This is a genomic window from Amycolatopsis sp. Poz14 (assembly GCF_006704225.1).
GTDB lineage: Bacteria > Actinomycetota > Actinomycetes > Mycobacteriales > Pseudonocardiaceae > Amycolatopsis > Amycolatopsis nivea.
Genome location: NZ_JACLHD010000001.1, coordinates 2,671,328 through 2,687,769, shown reverse-complemented (window position 1 = coordinate 2,687,769; position 16,442 = coordinate 2,671,328). Strand labels below are relative to the sequence as shown.

The 16,442-nt window shown below is 69.7% G+C and carries 15 protein-coding genes and 1 tRNA gene; 9 read left to right on the top strand and 7 right to left on the bottom strand.

Features of this window, described 5'->3' with window-relative positions:
* The first annotated feature begins 154 nt into the window (after window positions 1-154).
* The 5 genes from FKO37_RS13300 to FKO37_RS13280 all read left to right on the top strand — a co-directional run bounded on the left by FKO37_RS13300 (window position 155) and on the right by FKO37_RS13280 (window position 9,072).
* Window positions 155-1,363, top strand: coding sequence for an MFS transporter (locus tag FKO37_RS13300; protein WP_134734342.1), 1,209 nt, complete (start codon window positions 155-157; stop codon window positions 1,361-1,363).
* Between the two features lie 464 nt (window positions 1,364-1,827).
* A complete protein-coding gene (locus FKO37_RS13295) occupies window positions 1,828-3,192 on the top strand; it encodes a GGDEF domain-containing protein (protein WP_078870546.1) in 1,365 nt (454 codons plus the stop codon).
* Between the two features lie 1,158 nt (window positions 3,193-4,350).
* Window positions 4,351-6,522, top strand: coding sequence for a phospholipase A2 (locus FKO37_RS13290; RefSeq protein WP_134734340.1), 2,172 nt, complete (start codon window positions 4,351-4,353; stop codon window positions 6,520-6,522).
* A 164-nt stretch (window positions 6,523-6,686) separates the two neighbouring features.
* Complete coding sequence (locus tag FKO37_RS13285; protein ID WP_037815225.1) at window positions 6,687-8,366, top strand: LCP family protein; 1,680 nt, start codon at window positions 6,687-6,689, stop codon at window positions 8,364-8,366.
* Between the two features lie 124 nt (window positions 8,367-8,490).
* Window positions 8,491-9,072 carry a helix-turn-helix domain-containing protein gene (locus FKO37_RS13280; protein WP_238604517.1) on the top strand — a complete coding sequence of 194 codons (582 nt, stop codon included), beginning with the start codon at window positions 8,491-8,493 and terminating at the stop codon, window positions 9,070-9,072.
* A gap of 296 nt (window positions 9,073-9,368) precedes the next feature.
* On the opposite strand, the gene FKO37_RS13275 is transcribed toward FKO37_RS13280, so the two are convergent.
* Window positions 9,369-10,829 carry an NAD(P)/FAD-dependent oxidoreductase gene (locus tag FKO37_RS13275; protein WP_238604516.1) on the bottom strand — a complete coding sequence of 487 codons (1,461 nt, stop codon included), beginning with the start codon at window positions 10,827-10,829 and terminating at the stop codon, window positions 9,369-9,371.
* A gap of 71 nt (window positions 10,830-10,900) precedes the next feature.
* Here FKO37_RS13275 and FKO37_RS13270 point away from each other — a divergent pair, with 71 nt between their 5' ends.
* Together FKO37_RS13270 and FKO37_RS13265 are read left to right on the top strand one after the other, a co-directional pair.
* The gene (locus tag FKO37_RS13270) at window positions 10,901-11,500 is read left to right on the top strand and encodes a TetR/AcrR family transcriptional regulator (protein WP_037815230.1); all 600 of its coding nucleotides are present in this window, start codon (window positions 10,901-10,903) and stop codon (window positions 11,498-11,500) included.
* Between the two features lie 220 nt (window positions 11,501-11,720).
* A complete protein-coding gene (locus FKO37_RS13265) occupies window positions 11,721-12,218 on the top strand; it encodes a hypothetical protein (protein WP_238604515.1) in 498 nt (165 codons plus the stop codon).
* A 167-nt stretch (window positions 12,219-12,385) separates the two neighbouring features.
* Here the strand turns inward: FKO37_RS13265 and FKO37_RS13260 are convergent, their stop codons facing one another.
* Together FKO37_RS13260 and FKO37_RS13255 are read right to left on the bottom strand one after the other, a co-directional pair.
* A complete protein-coding gene (locus tag FKO37_RS13260) occupies window positions 12,386-12,592 on the bottom strand; it encodes a hypothetical protein (RefSeq protein ID WP_238604514.1) in 207 nt (68 codons plus the stop codon).
* A 362-nt stretch (window positions 12,593-12,954) separates the two neighbouring features.
* Window positions 12,955-13,176, bottom strand: coding sequence for a DUF3618 domain-containing protein (locus FKO37_RS13255; protein WP_037358573.1), 222 nt, complete (start codon window positions 13,174-13,176; stop codon window positions 12,955-12,957).
* A gap of 124 nt (window positions 13,177-13,300) precedes the next feature.
* On the opposite strand from FKO37_RS13255, the gene FKO37_RS13250 reads away from it, so the two are divergent.
* Both FKO37_RS13250 and cutA read left to right on the top strand, forming a co-directional pair.
* Window positions 13,301-13,374: transfer RNA gene (locus FKO37_RS13250), tRNA-Leu, on the top strand.
* Between the two features lie 109 nt (window positions 13,375-13,483).
* The gene (gene cutA, locus FKO37_RS13245) at window positions 13,484-13,810 is read left to right on the top strand and encodes a divalent-cation tolerance protein CutA (protein WP_238604513.1); all 327 of its coding nucleotides are present in this window, start codon (window positions 13,484-13,486) and stop codon (window positions 13,808-13,810) included.
* Between the two features lie 43 nt (window positions 13,811-13,853).
* Here the strand turns inward: cutA and FKO37_RS13240 are convergent, their stop codons facing one another.
* From FKO37_RS13240 to FKO37_RS13225, 4 genes are read right to left on the bottom strand one after another with little or no spacing between them, the layout of a single operon-like run.
* A complete protein-coding gene (locus tag FKO37_RS13240) occupies window positions 13,854-14,219 on the bottom strand; it encodes a MerR family transcriptional regulator (RefSeq protein WP_037815234.1) in 366 nt (121 codons plus the stop codon).
* Between the two features lie 17 nt (window positions 14,220-14,236).
* Window positions 14,237-14,986: an SDR family NAD(P)-dependent oxidoreductase gene (locus FKO37_RS13235; protein ID WP_238604512.1), complete on the bottom strand. Its 750-nt coding sequence runs from the start codon at window positions 14,984-14,986 to the stop codon at window positions 14,237-14,239.
* 44 nt (window positions 14,987-15,030) lie between these two features.
* Window positions 15,031-15,621, bottom strand: coding sequence for a dihydrofolate reductase family protein (locus FKO37_RS13230; protein WP_238604511.1), 591 nt, complete (start codon window positions 15,619-15,621; stop codon window positions 15,031-15,033).
* A complete protein-coding gene (locus FKO37_RS13225; RefSeq protein ID WP_037815240.1) occupies window positions 15,618-16,427 on the bottom strand; it encodes a metalloregulator ArsR/SmtB family transcription factor in 810 nt (269 codons plus the stop codon). The genes FKO37_RS13230 and FKO37_RS13225 overlap by 4 nt, the downstream gene beginning before the upstream one ends.
* Window positions 16,428-16,442 lie beyond the last annotated feature (15 nt).

Below are 16,442 nucleotides of genomic sequence, written 5' to 3'. Positions count from 1 at the left end.
TCTTCCCGACTGTTCACCCTGGTGTGATCGGCGGCATACTGAGGGTGCATGCCCTGGCCGGAGCGGCGACACTCCTGGCCAGGAGCGAACCAGGCGAAGGCACAATGCGGTACACCCGCATTCACTCGATCGGGGAGGGGGCAGTGGTCATCTCGTGACGACCGAAGCGACCTCTCGGCTTACGGCGCCGCTGCGGAATGTCGAATACCGCGTGCTCTGGGCGGCGGAGGCCATCTCGAGCGCGGGCGACCAGCTGGCGAAGGTGGCGTTGTCCATCCTCGTCTACCACCGCACCGGTTCCGCGCTCTGGGCTGCCGTCGTCTACGCGCTGACCTTCCTGCCCGCGCTCGCCGGCGGGCTCGGGCTGTCCTTCCTCGCTGACCGCTATCCGCGCCGCGCCGTGCTGAGCGTGAGCGCCGCGGCGCAGGCGGTGCTGGTCGGGCTGATGAGCCTGCCCGGCATGCCGCTGGTCGCGCTGTGTTTGCTGCTCGTCGCGGTGCAGCTGGCCGCGTCACCGGCGAACGCGGCGCAGAACGCGATCACCCGCGAGGTCTTCACCGACGACCATCTGTACCTGCGCAGCCAGGACCTGCGCGGGATCACCACCAACACGGTGCAATTGCTCGGCCTCGCCGGCGGCGGCGTGCTGGTGACGGCAGTGGGCACGTCGTGGGCGCTGGCGATCGACGCGGTGAGTTTCGCGATCGCCGCGGTGATCGTGCGGGTGTGGGTGCACGACCGGCCCGCCGCCGGAGGCGACCACAGCACCTGGTTCTCCGCGACCCGCTGGGTGTTCGGGCAGCGCAAACTGCGCGTACTGATCGCGTTGTCGTGGCTCGTGGGGCTGGCCGTGGTGCCCGAAGGGCTGGCCGCGCCGCTGGCCCAGCAGCTGAACGCGCCGTCCGCGGCGGTCGGCTGGCTGCTCGCCGCCGACCCGCTCGGCTTCGTCGCCGGGGCCTATCTGCTGTCGAAATTCGCGTCCGCCGAGGTCCGGCAGCGCCTGCTCGGCGTGCTGGCGACGACGTCGCTTGCCTTGCTCGCGCTGTTCCTGCTGCAGCCGAACCTGGTGGTCGCGCTGGTGCTGCTCGCGCTCGCCGGTGCGATGGGCGCCTACATCATCACCGTGACCGCGACGTTCTCCACCTGGGTGCCGAACGAACTGCGCGGCGGCGCCGGCGGGCTTTACCGCACGGGGCTGCGCGTGGCGCAGGGCGTCGGGGTGGCTCTCGGCGGGGTAGTCGCCCAGGCGACCGGGTCTGCGGTCACCGCCATCGCGCTGGCCGGGCTGGCCGGCGTGGCTCTGGCGATCCCCACCGCGTTCTCGTGGACCCGGGTGCGGCACGCGGTCGCGGCCGGGGCCTGATCGTGGGTTGCGGGATGGAACTCTGGCCGGGGTCGAGGCACCGGCCGAATGGGTCCGGATACGCCGGACGGGAAGTCGGTTCACGCTTCACGGTCACGCACGGAACACACCTCCGTTCGCATTGTCACGAATCCGTCGTGGATCGGTCACGGAACTCACGCTTCACGGTCACGCACAGCTGTCCACCTCCGCTCGCTGACAATTCATCGGAAAATGACAACAGCTCGATTCACGCTTCGCGGTCGCGCACGGGAAAACACCTCACTCGGGGGGACGGCGGGGACGCTCCTCCGCAATTTACTTCATGGATGCAGCAGTTGTCGCGGAAGGCGTCTCCGGGTTCGGAGACTACGGCCGAATACAGCGTTCGAAGTCGGTGAGTGAGATGATACCGGCAACTGATAACGACGCAGAACCGGGAAGCTTCCGGGAACCGCATCCGACACCGGAGGAGGCACGGCCCGATGCCCGGAACCGAACCGGCGCGCGGTGACCGCCGCGGCCCCGGGGAGGAACCGCCCGCCGCGACGGGCTTCGCGGGACGGCTGCGCGCGCTGATCGCCGCGAACCCCGTTTCCTCATGGGATCTCTGGACGAAACCGCGCCGGATGGTGGCGTTCCTGCTCGCCTGGGACGCGATCGCGGTGGCGCTGCTGACCTTCGGCGTGATCGCGTCGCCGAGCCCGGATCTCGTGGACTGGGGCCGGTTCGCGATCCTCGCCGGCTGCGCGACGGTGCACATCCAGCTCACCCGGCGGCAGGAGGAACGGCGGCGCAACCGGGTCACCGCCGTCCACATCGACCTGACCGGCATCTGGGTGTTCCCGGCCGCGCTGCTGCTGCCGATCCCGCTGACCCTGCTGCTGATCGCGCTGCTGCGGATCCAGCGGTGGTTCAACTCCCGGCGGCCGCCGCACAAGTTCGTGTTCACCTCGTTCACGCATGCGGTGTCGGCATTGCTGGCACACCACCTGTACCAGACCTTCGCGTCCGCCGAACTGGCCCGGCTTTCGCCCGCGAACTCGTTGCAGGTCTTCGGGATCCTGATGCTCGTCGGCTTCAGCTACGCGGCTTTGCAGGCGATCGTGATCGGCGGGCTGCTCGCCCTCGGCGGCACGTCCGCGCCCACGCTGCGCAACGTCTTGGGCACCAAGGACGACAACCTGCTGGAGCTGTCGACGATCAGCCTCGGCACCATCGCGACGATCCTGCTCGTGAACATCCCGCCCGCGATCGTGATCCTCGTGCTCATCACGGTGCTGGGCAACCGGCTGGCGGAAATCAACCAACTGCAGTCCGAAGCGCGCACCGATCCGAAAACCGGGATCTTCAACGTGCGCGGGTGGTCGGAGTCCGCGGAACGCGCGCTGGCAAGGGCCGCGCGCGGCGGGGAAACCCTGGCGCTGCTGATGATCGACCTCGATCACTTCAAGTGGATCAACGACACGTACGGCCACCCGGCGGGCGACGACGTGCTCCGCACGGTCGCGCAAACTCTCGACGAGATAACCCGCCCCAAGGACATCATCGGCCGCTTCGGCGGCGAGGAGTTCCTCATCCTGCTGCCCGACGCGGACACCACGGCGGCGAAGGTGACCGCGGAACGGATCCGTACCGCAATCGCCGATCAGCGCATCGTGACGACCGACAAACGCGGCGGTTCGGCATTGATCACCGGGCGCACCGGGTCGATCGGCGTCGCATTGCTCGGGGTGAACGGAACGACACTGGAACAGTTGCTGCAAGCCGCCGACGCGGCCGTCTACACCGCGAAGGAAGGCGGCCGGAACCAGGTGCGCTTCGCGGATGCGGATCTGCCGTCCGAGTGATCCACAATTCCGATCACCGGCACTCTTTGCGATTAATCGCGAAACCGATTCAGCAACTGTCCGCGACGGGCCGCGCCCCGTTCCTCCGCCGGATTGAGCCGAGGGGTTAATTGTCGGCCGGACCGCTAACCGGGGCGACCGGTTTTTCGGCCGGATCGGAACGGCCGGATTGCCGAACCCGGACGGCTGAGGCCCGAAAATCCTCCGCCGCTCCCTCGGACTCGACCCTGGCTCGATCGGGCCGCGTTCCGTCCATCGTGGATCGAACCCTCCCGAGCCGCGCCGCGGCGATGCTCCCGCCCGGGCTGCGGGCTCCCTGCTCCAGCGGAGGTACGTGAGGGGAACCCTCACGGAATCAGATTCCCTGAAGGTGGCCCTCACGTACGCCCACAGCGCCCCGCACCCACCGGCCCCGCACCCGCCGCGGAGAACCCCCAATGCCACATTGGGTGCGCTGGACGCACCCAACGCCACATTGGGTGCATCTGACGCACCCAATGTGGCATTGGGGCGCGTCGAGCAGGGCCAGTCGCGCACCGCACCTGCACCGAGAGCGGCGGCGAAGACAGGAATCGAGCACCCCACGTAGCTCCCGAAGCGCTCAGCGCAATCAACGCCCTCACCCACACCGGGGCTCACTGCCGAGGAGGCTGGTCACTTCCAACGGGACGACTCCTCCCCCGCCCCGGGGCTCGCGGCCGAGGTTGCCCCCTCCATCGGGACGGGCCGCCGCTCCACCCCGGGGCGCACTGCCGACGAGGCTGGTCACTTCCGACGGGACGACTCCTCCCCGCCCCACGGGTCACCGCCGACGAGACTTGTCCGCTCCAGCCGGACAGCTCCTCGCCCCACCCCGGGGCTCACCACCGACGAGGCTCGTCCGCTCCAGCCGGACAGCTCCTCGCCCCACCCCGGGGCTCACCACCGACGAGGCTGGCCCCCTCCAACGGGACGACTCCGCCCCGCCCCCAGGGCTCACCACCGACGAACCCGCCCCTCCATCGCGACGGGCCCCCTCGCCCCCAGGGCGCACCGCCGACGAACCCGCCCCCCCTCCAGCAAGACAAGCCCCCTCACCCAACCCGGGGGTTACCCCCCACCCGGGTGAGGGGGACAGCCGCCTCCCGTAGCGCGCGTCGGGCTGGCACCCTGGTGCGCATGCCAGCCACCGACGACCGTGCCCCGGCCGCCGTTCGCGTTCGCCGACCTTGGTCGACGTCCGGCTGGCTGCTGCTCGTCCTGCTCGTGGTGTTCGGGTTCGGCCTGATCGCCTCGCGGCCCGCGTCCCCGCCCGACCAGGGGCCGCCGACCGGCGGCGTGCTCGCGGCGCAGAACGCGGTCGAGGCGCTCGCCCATCCGGACGGGCAGGCCACCGCGCTCGCGCTCCTGCCCAAGGACTTCACCGCGGTCACCGGCGTGAAGCCCGGCCCGCTGCCCGCCCGCGACGGCACCGTCCGCGCGGCGCACCTCGACGGCGGCTGCTCGGCCCCGTGGGGCGACGACAACACGAAGTGGGACTTCTCCGTCCCCTGCAAGGCGCACGACCTCGGCTACGACCTGCTCCGCTACGCCAACGACAAGGGCCATCCGCTCGGCCAGTCCGCCCGCGCCGCGCTCGACGACCGGCTCGAGCAGGACATGCACCGCACCTGCGAGCTGAACCCGATGAACTCCGAGCGCACCTGCCAGCTGGTCGCGTCGGTGTTCACCGGCGGGCTGGTGGTCAACTCGTGGCATCAGCGCTGGGGCCCGCCGGTCGGCGACCCGATCGGCCCGATGGTCGCCGGCGTCCTGGTGATCGGATGCCTGCTCGTGATGCGCCTGCGCGGCTGGCACACCGCCCGCCGCACGACCCCACGGCCGCGCCTGCCTCGCGGCGTCCCCCGGCCGTGGGCGGTGCTCGGCATCGCCGGGGCGGCGGCGCTGCTGGTCGGCGAGTCGGCGACCGCGCTGGCCGACTGGGCCGGCGCGCCGCAGGCCACCTGGTGGCCGCTGACCTGGCTCGCGCAGCTCACGCCGTTGCTCTTCTTCGCGGGCGGCCTCGCCAACGCGGCGGGCTGGCGGGCCGAACGCGACCGCGGCTACCGGCATTACCTCGCCGAACGGTCCAGCCCGCTGCTGCGCCCGGCGTTGATCTTCGCCGTGGTCGCCCTGATCGTGCCGCTGGCGCTGGAACTGCTCGGCATCCCGGCCGGGACCAACGCCACCGTCATGCGGATCGCGCTGCATCCGCTGTGGCTGCTGGGCGTCTACCTGCTGACCGTCGTCGGCGCGCCGATGCTGCTCGCGCTCTACCGCCGTACGCGGCTGTGGTCGGTCGCGGCGCTGACCGCTGTCGTCGTAGCCGGAGAACTCGCCGCGAGCTGGATAGACGTGTCCTGGCCGCGCTACGCCGCCACGCTCGCCCTAGCGCTCCTCGCGCAGCAGGTGGCGTTCGCGTACGCGGATGGCGTCCGGCTTCGCCGCCCAGTGCTCGCCGTCGCGGCTGTAAGCGGCGTCGCGGCCCTCGCGGTCGCAGTGTTCGCCTTCGACGCTTCGCCGGTACTGCTCGGCAACCCGGGCGCGCCTGCTGCGTTGTCCGCGCGGCCGTGGACCGTCCTGCTGCTGGGTGTGTCGCAGCTCGGCCTCGTCGGGCTCCTCGCGACACCGCTGCGTCGCTGGGCCGCCCGCGACCGCGTCACCCGCACCGCCGGACTGATGCTGCGCGCGCCGATGAGCCTGTACCTGGCGTTCCTCGCCGCGATGCTGCTGCTCGTCGCCGTCGTCTACCTGCCCGGACCGATCGCGAACGGCCTGACCTGGCTCCTGCAGCCGCGCATGCTCGCCGCCGTGGCGCTGCTGCTCGTGCCCGCGGCCCTGGTCTTCTGGTGGTTCGAACGCCATCCGGGCAAACCCGGCACCGAGGCGCCCGCCGCACCACTTCCGTACACCCCGACCGGCCGTCGTCAGGTGCTGCTCACCCGCGCCGCCGCCGCACTGGGCATCGGCTACGCGACGCTCGGCGTGTTCGGTCTCGCACTGGCCCGCTTCGGCGCTGAAGCCGCGGACGCCGACGTGCTCGGCTTGCGCCTGGACCCGGTCCAGAGCCTCGTGCACCTACTCCTGGGCGTCCTGCTGCTGCACGCCGTCCGGACCGGCGGAGCGGCGACCTCGGCCGCGACCTGGTTCGCCGCCGCGCTGACCTGTGTGCCGTCGCTCGTGGCCGCCGCCGGGGGCGAAACGCACGGCTCGGCGGTCGTCGTCCTGCACCTTCTCACCGCGGCGTTGGCGCTGGTCGGAGCGGGTTCGTGCATGGTGCCGACGAGACGGGCGGCTCCCGCGACACCCTGACGCGCGACACGCGTACCGCCGACCGGGCGAAACTGCTTCGGATACCGGACCATAGGTGGTGCGCACCACACCGCACGGGGGAGGTGCGAATCCGTCGCAACCCCCGCCCGGCACCATGCGTCTCCAGAAGCGGACGACCAGAACGACGAGAAGGAGCCGGCCCCGTGGACTACCCGCCTCGGAACGGGCAAGGCGATCGCCGCCCCGCCCGCTCGTGGCAGGACCAGCCCGGCCGGGGACCGGCGCGGCGGCCCGGGCCACCGCCCCGCTCGCGACGCGAACCGCAGGCCGGCGGACCGCCCCGGCGTCCCGGACCGCCCCCGCGCCGTCCGTACCGGGGCGCCCGCCGCGGCGGGCTGCGCGGGGCGAAAATCGCTCTGACCGTGGTGTCGCTGCTGGTCATGGGGCTCACCGGATACGCGTGGGCGTCGCTGCAGGGGCTGGTCAACGGGCTGAACTACTCCGACGTGATCGGCGACGGCGCGGGCGGCGACAAGCCCGCCGACGGTGCCCGCGACATCCTCCTGGTCGGCCTCGACAGCCGCACCGACGCGCAAGGCAACCCGCTCTCCCCGGAGCTGCTCGCCCAACTGCGCGCGGGCGAATCGGACGGCGAGCTGAACACCGACACGCTGATCCTGGTCCACATCCCGAACGACGGCAGCAAGGCTGTCGCGCTCTCGCTGCCGCGCGACTCGTACGTCGACATCCCCGGCTACGGCAAGCACAAGATCAACTCGGCGTACGCAAGGGCGATGCTGCAGGCGCGCAAGGACCTGCAGGCCCAGGGCGTCACCGATCCGAAGGAACTCGACGTCAAGGCCAACCAGGCCGGGGCGCGGCTGCTGATCTCGACGATCCAGGAGCTGACCGGGTCCACGATCGACAACTACGCGGCGATCAACCTGCTCGGCTTCAGCGACATCACGAAGGCGATCGGCGGCGTGGACGTCTGCCTGAAGGACAACGTCGACGACGACTTCTCCGGCGCGAAGTTCACCAAGGGCCAGCACACCATCTCCGGGGTGGAGGCGCTGGAGTTCGTCCGGCAGCGGCACGGGCTGCCGCGCGGCGACCTCGACCGCGTGGTGCGCCAGCAGGTGTTCATGGCCGGCATGGCGCGCAAGATCCTCTCCGCGGGAACGCTGACCGACCCGGGCAAGCTCAACGCTCTGGTCGACGCCATCAAGAAGTCCGTGGTGCTGAACCAGAACTGGGACATCTTCAACTTCGCCCAGCAGATGAAGGGCCTCACCGGCGGGCAGCTGGAGTTCCGCACCATCCCGGTCGACAACGTCGAGTACCGCACCCCGAACGACGGCGTCGCGGTGAAGGTCGACCCGGAGAAGGTGAAGGCGTTCGTGCAGGGCCTCACCGGTCCGCAGGCCGGAGCCGACGGCGCACCAGCGCAGCAACAACAGAAGCCGGACCAGTCGCACAAGGACACGACTGTCGACGTGCGCAACGCGTCGGACCGCACCGGCCTCGCGGCGAGCGTGTCCAAGCAGCTGGTGGACAAGGGCTTCACCGCGGGCGACACGGACAACGCGTCCTCGCGCAAGACGACTGTGATCTGGGTCCCCAGCGGCGGCGAGGCGGCCGGGCAGGCGGTCGCGGACGCGCTCGGCACCAAGGCGACGGTGCAGGAAGACAAGAGCGTGCCCAAGGGCCACGTGAAGGTGTACCTCGGTTCGGACTACCAGCCCGCTGACGGCGCTTCGAGCGGAACCGGTGCGGCGCAAGCGCCTCCGGCGCAGCAGCAGGCCGCGCCGCCGTCGACGCCCACCGGCCCGGGGAGCGACGACCAGCCGATCACCGCCGACGGCGTGCCCTGCGTCAACTGACGCGTTGCTCCATTCGGGGCAAGTAGAAATTTCTCCCGAAACCCGCGTAATGAGCGGCCGCTTCGGCACTTTCACCATCGGGACGCAAGCCCGCGTCCGCGAAGTTGGTTGAGGGGCAGGGGCCGTGATCGACGCTGAGCACTACCAGCGAGTGCTGGGAGACGAGCTGCGCAAGCTCAGGCGTGGCCGGGGATGGACGCGCAAAGAGCTGAACGCGCATCTGCAGAGCGAAATCTCGCTGCAGACACTGGCGACGTATGAACTGGGCACCCGGCAGTGTTCCGTGGTGCGCCTGGTCGAACTGTGCGTGGCGATGGACGAGCTTCCGCAGGATTTGCTGGCGAAGGTGCACAGCCGGGTCTTCACCGAGGAACCGGGCCGGGTCCGCGTGGACCTGCGCCGGGTCGTCGCGGAGGCCGGTCCGGAGCTGACTCCGTTGCGGCGCTGGGCCGAAGGACGGTTGCGGCAGAGCGGAGTCGCGATGCCCGCCCGCGCGGGAGCCGCCGCCGGCGCTTCCGTTCCCGGACCCGGATCTCCTGCCGCGCCAAGCCCTTCCGCTCCCGCGGCGTCCGGCCCGCCCGCTCCGGCGAGCGCCTCGGCCGACGAGGTGTCGTTCGACTTCGCCGCGCTGGAACGGATGGCCGAACTCTGCGGTCTTCCGACGGCCGAGCTGGTTTCGCACCTGCGCAAGCTCGCTCCCGCCTGACCACAGGCCACGAGGGGGACCTTCGCGACTCCTCCCCTGCCGCGAACGTCCCCCTCGTACTCTTCCTTTTCCTTCTCCGCTCGACGACAACGCTGCCCGCGCACGGCCAGCGTCCACTGTGGAGCGCCGCTCCGCGCTGAACGCTGCCCTGAAACCACGAGGGGAGCTTTCGCGACTCCTCCCCTGCCGCGAAAGCTTCCCCTCGTACCCGTAGTCCACTGTGGACTACCGCAGAGACCACGAGGGGGACCTTCGCGGCTCCATCCCCCGCCGCGAACGTCCCCTTCGTGCCACCCTCAGCCGAGCAGTTCGTAGTCGTCCCGCCGGACGGTCCGGGTGTCGAGCCAGTACCGCCAGGTGAAGCCCGGCCACAGCGTCCGGTTCACGCCCTTCGCGTCGAGATACCAGCTCTTGCAGCCGCCCTGGGTCCAGATGCCCTTTTCGAGCTTGTTCTGCACCTGCGCGTTGAACCGCTCCTGCACGTCCTCGCGCGGGTCCAGCGCCCGGTCGCCGGCGAGCCGCAACGCCTGTGCGATATAGGAAATCTGCGCCTCGATCATGAAGACGACCGAGTTGTGGCCGAGCCCGGTGTTCGGCCCGAGGAGGAAGAACAGGTTCGGGAAGCCGTTGACGGTGATCCCGAGATGCGTCCGCATCCCTTCGCTCGCCCACTCCTTCGCGAGATTGCGCCCGTCGCGGCCGACGATCTCCAGGCTGTCGAACGCGTCGGTCACGTGGAATCCGGTGCCGTAGACGATCGCGTCCACCTCGTGCTCGACGCCCGCCCGGTCGACGATGCTGTGCTCGCGCACCTCGGCGACGCCGTCGGTGACCACGTCGACGTTGTCGCGGGCCAGCGCCGGGTAGTAGTCGTTCGAGATGAGCACGCGCTTGCAGCCCATGGTGTAGTCCGGGGTCAGCTTGGCGCGCAGCTCCGGATCCGACACCGCGCGGTCGATGTTGCTCTTCGCGAGCCGCTGCCCGACCTTCATGATCCACGGCTGGCCGTTGAAGCCGATCGCGCGCGCTTCCAGGGTCCAGTAAAGGAAATTCCGGTACAGCCGCTGCACCGGCGGCACCGCGCGGAACAGCCCGCGCAGCCAGCCCGGCATGTCGCGGTCGGCCTTCGGCATCACCCACGGCGGCGTGCGCTGGAACAGCGTCAGCTCGGCGACCTCCGGCGCGATCTTCGGCACGAACTGGACCGCGCTGGCCCCGGTGCCGACGACGGCGACGCGTTTGCCTGCGAAGTCGAAGTCGTGCTCCCACTCGGCGGAGTGGAACGCGCGCCCCTGGAACCGCTCGATGCCCGGCAGGTCCGGGATCATCGGCCGGTGCAGCGCACCGACGCCCGCGACCAGCGCCGGAGCCACGAACTCGTCGCCGCCGCGGGTGCTGACGTGCCAGCGGTTCTCCTCGGCATCCCAGCGCGCGCCGGTCATCTCCTGCCCGAAGCGGATGAAGCGGCGCAGGTCGTACTTGTCCGCGACGCCGCGCATGTACTCGTAGATCTCCGGCTGCGGCGAGTAGGCGCGCGACCAGCCGGGGTTCTGCTCGAAGGAGAAGGAGTACATGTGCGACGGGATGTCGCACGCGCAACCGGGGTAGCTGTTGTCGCGCCAGGTTCCGCCGACGTCCTGGGCCTTCTCGAGCACCACGAAGTCGTCGCGGCCGTCCTTGCGCAGCTGAATCGCCATGCCGAGCCCGGAGAACCCGGTGCCGACCACGATCACGCCGGTCTCGGTGCGGTTGCCCATGCGTCCTCCCGTTAACTGTTACCCGAAGTCCAGCTTACTCGGAGTAGGTTACTGGCGGTAGAGTGTGCTCCATGACCACCGCCAAGCGCAAGCGCATGCCCCGAGCCGAGCGGGAACGGCAGATGATCGAGGTCGCCGAGCAGGTCTTCGGCGAGCGCGGCTACGCGATGGCGTCGATGGACGAGATCGCCGAGCTGGTCGGCGTGTCCAAGCCGATGCTGTACGAGTACTTCAACTCGAAAGAGGGCCTGCTGCTGGCGTGCATCCGGCAGTCGCGGTCGGCGTTGCAAGAGGCCACCGAGCAGTCGATCGTCGGCGCGGACTCGGCACAGGAGGCACTGCGGCGCGGCTTGCTGGCGTTCTTCGTCTTCATCCGCGAACGCCGCCAGGCCTGGTCGCTGCTGCGGCACGAGATGGCCCTCATCGGCACCCCCGCCGCGGACGAGATCGAAGAAACTCGCCGGCAGCAGACCGACCTGATCACCGCGTTGATGAGCGGCTATTTCGACAGCGAGGACACCCTGCGCGCCGAAGCCTCGGCCGAGTTCGTCGTCGGAGCCTGCGAGCGGCTCGCCATCTGGTGCGAGCGCTTCCCGGAGGTGACTCCCGAGAAGGCCACCGAGTACGCCATGGATTTGCTGTGGGCCGGGTTGTCACAGCGTGCGATCTAGCGTGCACGTGAAGATGACCGTGCATTAGGCCATTCGGTCGTCACTCAGCGCACATCTCGTCCCGTTACTTGTGACACAGAGTTTTCTTACGGTATCGATGACACGGTAGAAAGACACACTGAGTGTCGCGCCAGCGGCCGGCAAGCAGGAATCGCGTCATGAGTTTGCGGTGGCCGGGTCTCGACCTGTGACGCATGCTGATGACGAGAGGGGTGAGGCAGTGGTGGAAACGATCACGGCGACGTACAAGCACGACAACGACGACTGGACGATCACCGTCAGCGGCCGCGGCAAGGAGCTGACCGGCAAGGCGCCGGGCATCATCGCCGCCCGCGACCGGGCCGACCAGCTCGTGGAGAAGCTCGCCCCGAACGAGCGACCCACGGTCGTGCACCTGCTGAACGGCAACGCACTGGAGTTCACCAGCGCGTACATGGCCGCCCGCCTGACGCTGCCGGACATCGAACCGCTGGAAATCCCGCCGTCGGGCGGTGCCAAGGCGGCCAAGGACGCGACTGCGGCTTCCGAGCCCGAGGCTCCCGCTGCTCCTGCGGCCGCGTCGGCGTCGGCGTCCGCGGAGAAGGACAAGGCCGCCAAGCCAGCGCTGCCGCCGAGCAAGCAGCTCCCGAAAGAGGTCGAAGACCGCAAGCCGGACGAAGCGAGCCGCCCCGGTGTGACAGCGGGCGCGTCGGCCACGCCTCCGGTCGCACGCGCCTGATCTCGCAGTAGCTCTTCGTTCAGCTCGCGTTCTCGCGGGCTGGTTTGCCTACGTTCCGCTCGGGTCTTCGCGACCGGTTTGCCTGGTTGTTCAGCTCAGGTTTCCGCAGGTCGGTTCGCCTGGGCGTTCAGCTCGCGCTTCACGGACCGGCTTGCCTGCGCGTACAGCTAGGTTCTCGCGGGCCGGTTCGCCCGCTCGCGCAGCTCTCTCGCGGGGCTGTTTGCCCGCTCGCGCAGCTCTTTCACAGGCTGATCTGCCTGCTCGTTCAACTCTTTCGCAGGCTGGTTCGCCTGCTCGTTCAGCTCCCGCGTCGCGGCCGGGTTTGCCAGCGCGTTCAGGCCACGTTTGCGCGGCCTGGTTTTGCCTGCACGCACCCCTGCTTCACCCTCGCCTCAGGGGCCCTTTGAGCGCCGGTACCTTGCCGCCGAGCGGGATCACCCGTTCACACCCGCAAACAATCGGCCACGCCCAGCACAGCGGCGAAAAACCACCGCGTCACCCCAGCGGGGTAGCCCGATTCGGCGAACGTGATGCCCCCAACCGACCCAGGTGAGGGACCACCAAACAGGTGACCCCTGGTTCAGTGGCACTTCTCACGAAGTTCACCGGGCGTAGCGATCACCGCTGTCCATCCGCCATCCAGGGCGGAAACAGCCAGTATTCGGCGACCCGTCCGCGCGCGACCGAAGCAGCACCCGGCGTAACCGGAGGCGTGCCCGTCTGCGACGCGAATCCGTCAGCGGAACAGCTTCCGCACCAGCAGCACGGCCACCAGCACGCCAGCCCCGATCAGCGGGTACTTGACCTTCGGGTTGTCGAGCTTCGCGCGCACGCCGTCCTTCGCCTGCTCGGCGAGTTTCTGCGGATTGGCCTTCGTGCCCAGCTGGTCGAGGGTCGCCGCCAAAGCGGTCCTCGCCTGCTCGATCTCACGCTCGATGGTCTCGGGGTCGCGAGCCACGTGCCCTCCTCGCCGCAGTCGGACTGTAGGCGGTCCACGGTAGAGGACAACCCCCGCGAGACGACGACTGGCCACGCCGAGCGAACCCGAACGTGGCGCGCGCTACGATCACACCTGGTTCCTGGGGGCCGTAGCCCAATTGGCAGAGGCACACGGTTTAGGTCCGTGCCAGTGAGAGTTCGAGTCTCTCCGGCCCCACCCGCACGCGCTGACCAGCATCGCGACGAGACCGGTCGATGGTCCGCATCGATCGCGTACCGCAGAAATGCAGCAAGTCAGACGCTGCGCCGCGGCTACGGTGACCGGCATGGCCGACCACCGGCTCGTCATGACGACCACTCCGGATCGTGAATCGGCAGCGCGGATCGCGTCGAGCGCGGTCGCGCTCCGGCTCGCCGCGACGGCACAGGTCCGCGGGCCGGTGTCGTCGTACTTCTGGCACCTCGGCGAGGCGGGTGAGGGCGAAGAGTGGGTCGTCACGTTCAAGACGACCGGTGTCCGCTACGCCGAACTCGAGGCACACATCATCTCCGAGCATCCGTGGGACAAGCCGGAGGTCACCGGGATCGAACTGGCGCGCGGGTCCGCGGCTTACTTCGCGTGGATGGAGACCGCGACGGCGCCGGAAGGCTGAGCCAGGCACGAACCAGGGCACCGGCCGCGCCATTACAAGCGCATCAATCGCAACCAACCTCGCCCCGCGCAGCACTCGCTCGCGACGACAGTCGCTCCCGTGCCCGGCTCAACGCCGCGATTCGCTCATCCAAAACAGCCAACCGCCGATCCACCAGCGCCACCGCGCTCGAGGACAACCTTCGCGAGGGCAAGTCTCCCTGCAGGCATGAGCCCAACGGCCGGATGTCTTCCATCGTCAGGCCGGAATCGAGCAGGTAGCGGATGTTCGCCACCCGCTCGATCGCGGACTCGTCGTAGTGCCGGTATCCGTTGTGGGAGCGGGCCGCGGTCAGCAAGCCCTGCTCCTCGTAGAACCTCAGCGCCCTGGTCGTCACGCCGGTGGCTTTCGCCAGCTCTCCGATCCGCACGACCCGAGCGTACGCCGCTAAGCGATCACTGCGCCGCCGTCGACGGGGATTACCGCGCCGGTGATGTAGTCGGCGCCGGGGCTCGCGAGCTCGACGATCCAGTGCGCGACTTCTTCCGGCCGGGCGAGGCGGCGCAGTGGCACCATTTCGCGCAGGGTTTCGTGCTGTGCTTGGGCTTCTTCGGCGGTCAGGCCCTCGCGGGCGTAGATCTCCGTGGCGACCGGGCCGGGGGCGACCGCGGTGACGCGGATGCCTCGCGGGGCGAGTTGCACTGCCCAGCTTCGGGTCAGCGACTCCAGTGCGGCTTTCGTCGCCGCGTAGAACTCCCGGCCTGCCATCGGCCAGCCGCGTTGGCCGATCGCGGTCGTCACGTTGACCACCGCGCTTACGTGCGGCATCGCGGCTTGCACGAGGTAGACCGGCGCGAGCAGGTTCGTCGCGACTACTCCGTCGAACGCTCCGGGCTTGATTTCGCCCAGCGCGGCCGGTTCGACGATGCCGGCGTTGTTCACCAGCACGTCGAGCCGGCCGAATTCGGCAAGTGCCGCAGCGACAATCTCCTCCGCCGCACCCGGCGAGGTGATGTCGGCGGCGAACGGGCGGATCCGCGGGAAGCCCTCCGCGGTTTCGGCGAGCCGATCCGCGGTGCGGCCCACGACGAGGACGTCCGCGCCTCGCCGGGCGAACTCGCGTGCGGTGACCTGTCCGATGCCCGTTCCGCCGCCGGTGACGATCACGGCCTTGCCGGCAAACTGTCCTTCACTCATGAAATCGACGCTAAACATTGCCGTATGCGTGAAGGTCAAGCCGCTCAGCGCACGCGGTCGTAAACCAGGGCCACTTCGCCGAGGTCGCCGGTCTCCTGGTGCGCGACTGTCCACTTGGTACCCGGCAGGCCGTCGTCGAACAGGCGCGGGCCGCCGCCGGCGATCTGCGGGCAGATGGTCAGGTACATGCGGTCGACCAGGTCCTCGGCCAGCAGCGCCTTGATCACGCTGACGCTGCTGTTGACCAGGATGTCGCCCTCGCCGTCGGCCTTGAGCGAGGCGACGACCTCGGCGGCGGGCGCGTTCACGATGCGCGTGCGCTCCCACGGCGACTCGGTGAGCGTGCTCGACAGGACCACCTTTTCCGTGTCCACCAACCATTTCGCGTAGCCGCGGTCGCGCGGGTCGGCGTTCTCGTCGGCGGCGACGGTCGGCCAGAAGCCGAGGAAGCCTTCCGCGTTGCGGCGGCCGAGCAGCGCGGTCGTCGCGTTCTCCCAGATGCGGGACATCTGGTTGCGGGCGGTTTCGGTGGTGACGTACGGGATGATCGCGCTCATGTCGCCGGGGCCTTCCGGACCGTGGTAGCGGCCGTCGAGGGTCAGGGCGAGGTTGGCGGTGACGCGACGCTCGGTCATGGCTGGATGTCCTTTCGGGTGATGACCTCGGTGAGGTGGTCGAGGACCTGTCCCCAGCCGGTTTCGATTCCGGCGATGGCGGACACGGCTTCGACCGTCGTTGCGCTGATCTCCAGACCCAGCCGCAGCCGGGTGCCGCCGTTCGCCGCGGGGGCGAGGGCGAGGTCGTAGTGGCCGCTGAACGCGACGGCTCCGGCCGCGTCCAGCACCGACAGGTCGAACTCGAGCCGCTCGGTTTCGCGAGCGGTCCGGACCTGCCCTTCCGAGCGGTAAGTGCCTTCGGCGTCGCGGTAGGCGAGAACGACGCGCCCGCCCGGCTCCGGTTCGAGGACACACTCGGTGACAGTCAGGGACGGCGGGACCCACCACGACGCCAGCAGCCCGGCGTCCGTCCAGTACCGCCAGACCGTTTCCGGCGGCACCGGCAGCACGCGTTCGAAGGAGAACGCGCGGCCGTCGGCCCAGCGATCCCGGTTCGCGGCCGCGGTGTCGGCCTCGATCGCGGCGCGGTAGCGGTCCAGCACGTCGCGCTCCCCCGCATGCGCCTCGATCGTCACGGCCAGCTTCTGGAGCTGGTCCGCGAACTCCCGCAGCGGAGCCGCTTCGGCCGCGTAGACCCGCCGTTGCCCGAGCGGGGCCATGGTGACCAGGCCGGCGCGAGCGAGGGTCTGCAGGTGCTTGGTCGTCTGCGGCTGCCGCAGCCCGGTCAGCTCAGCCAGCTCGCCGACCGACCGCGGCCGTTCCGCGAGCAGTGCGACCAGCTGCCACCTGGTGGTGTCTGCGAGTGCTGAGGCGATCCCGTCCATGCACTGAAGTATTCA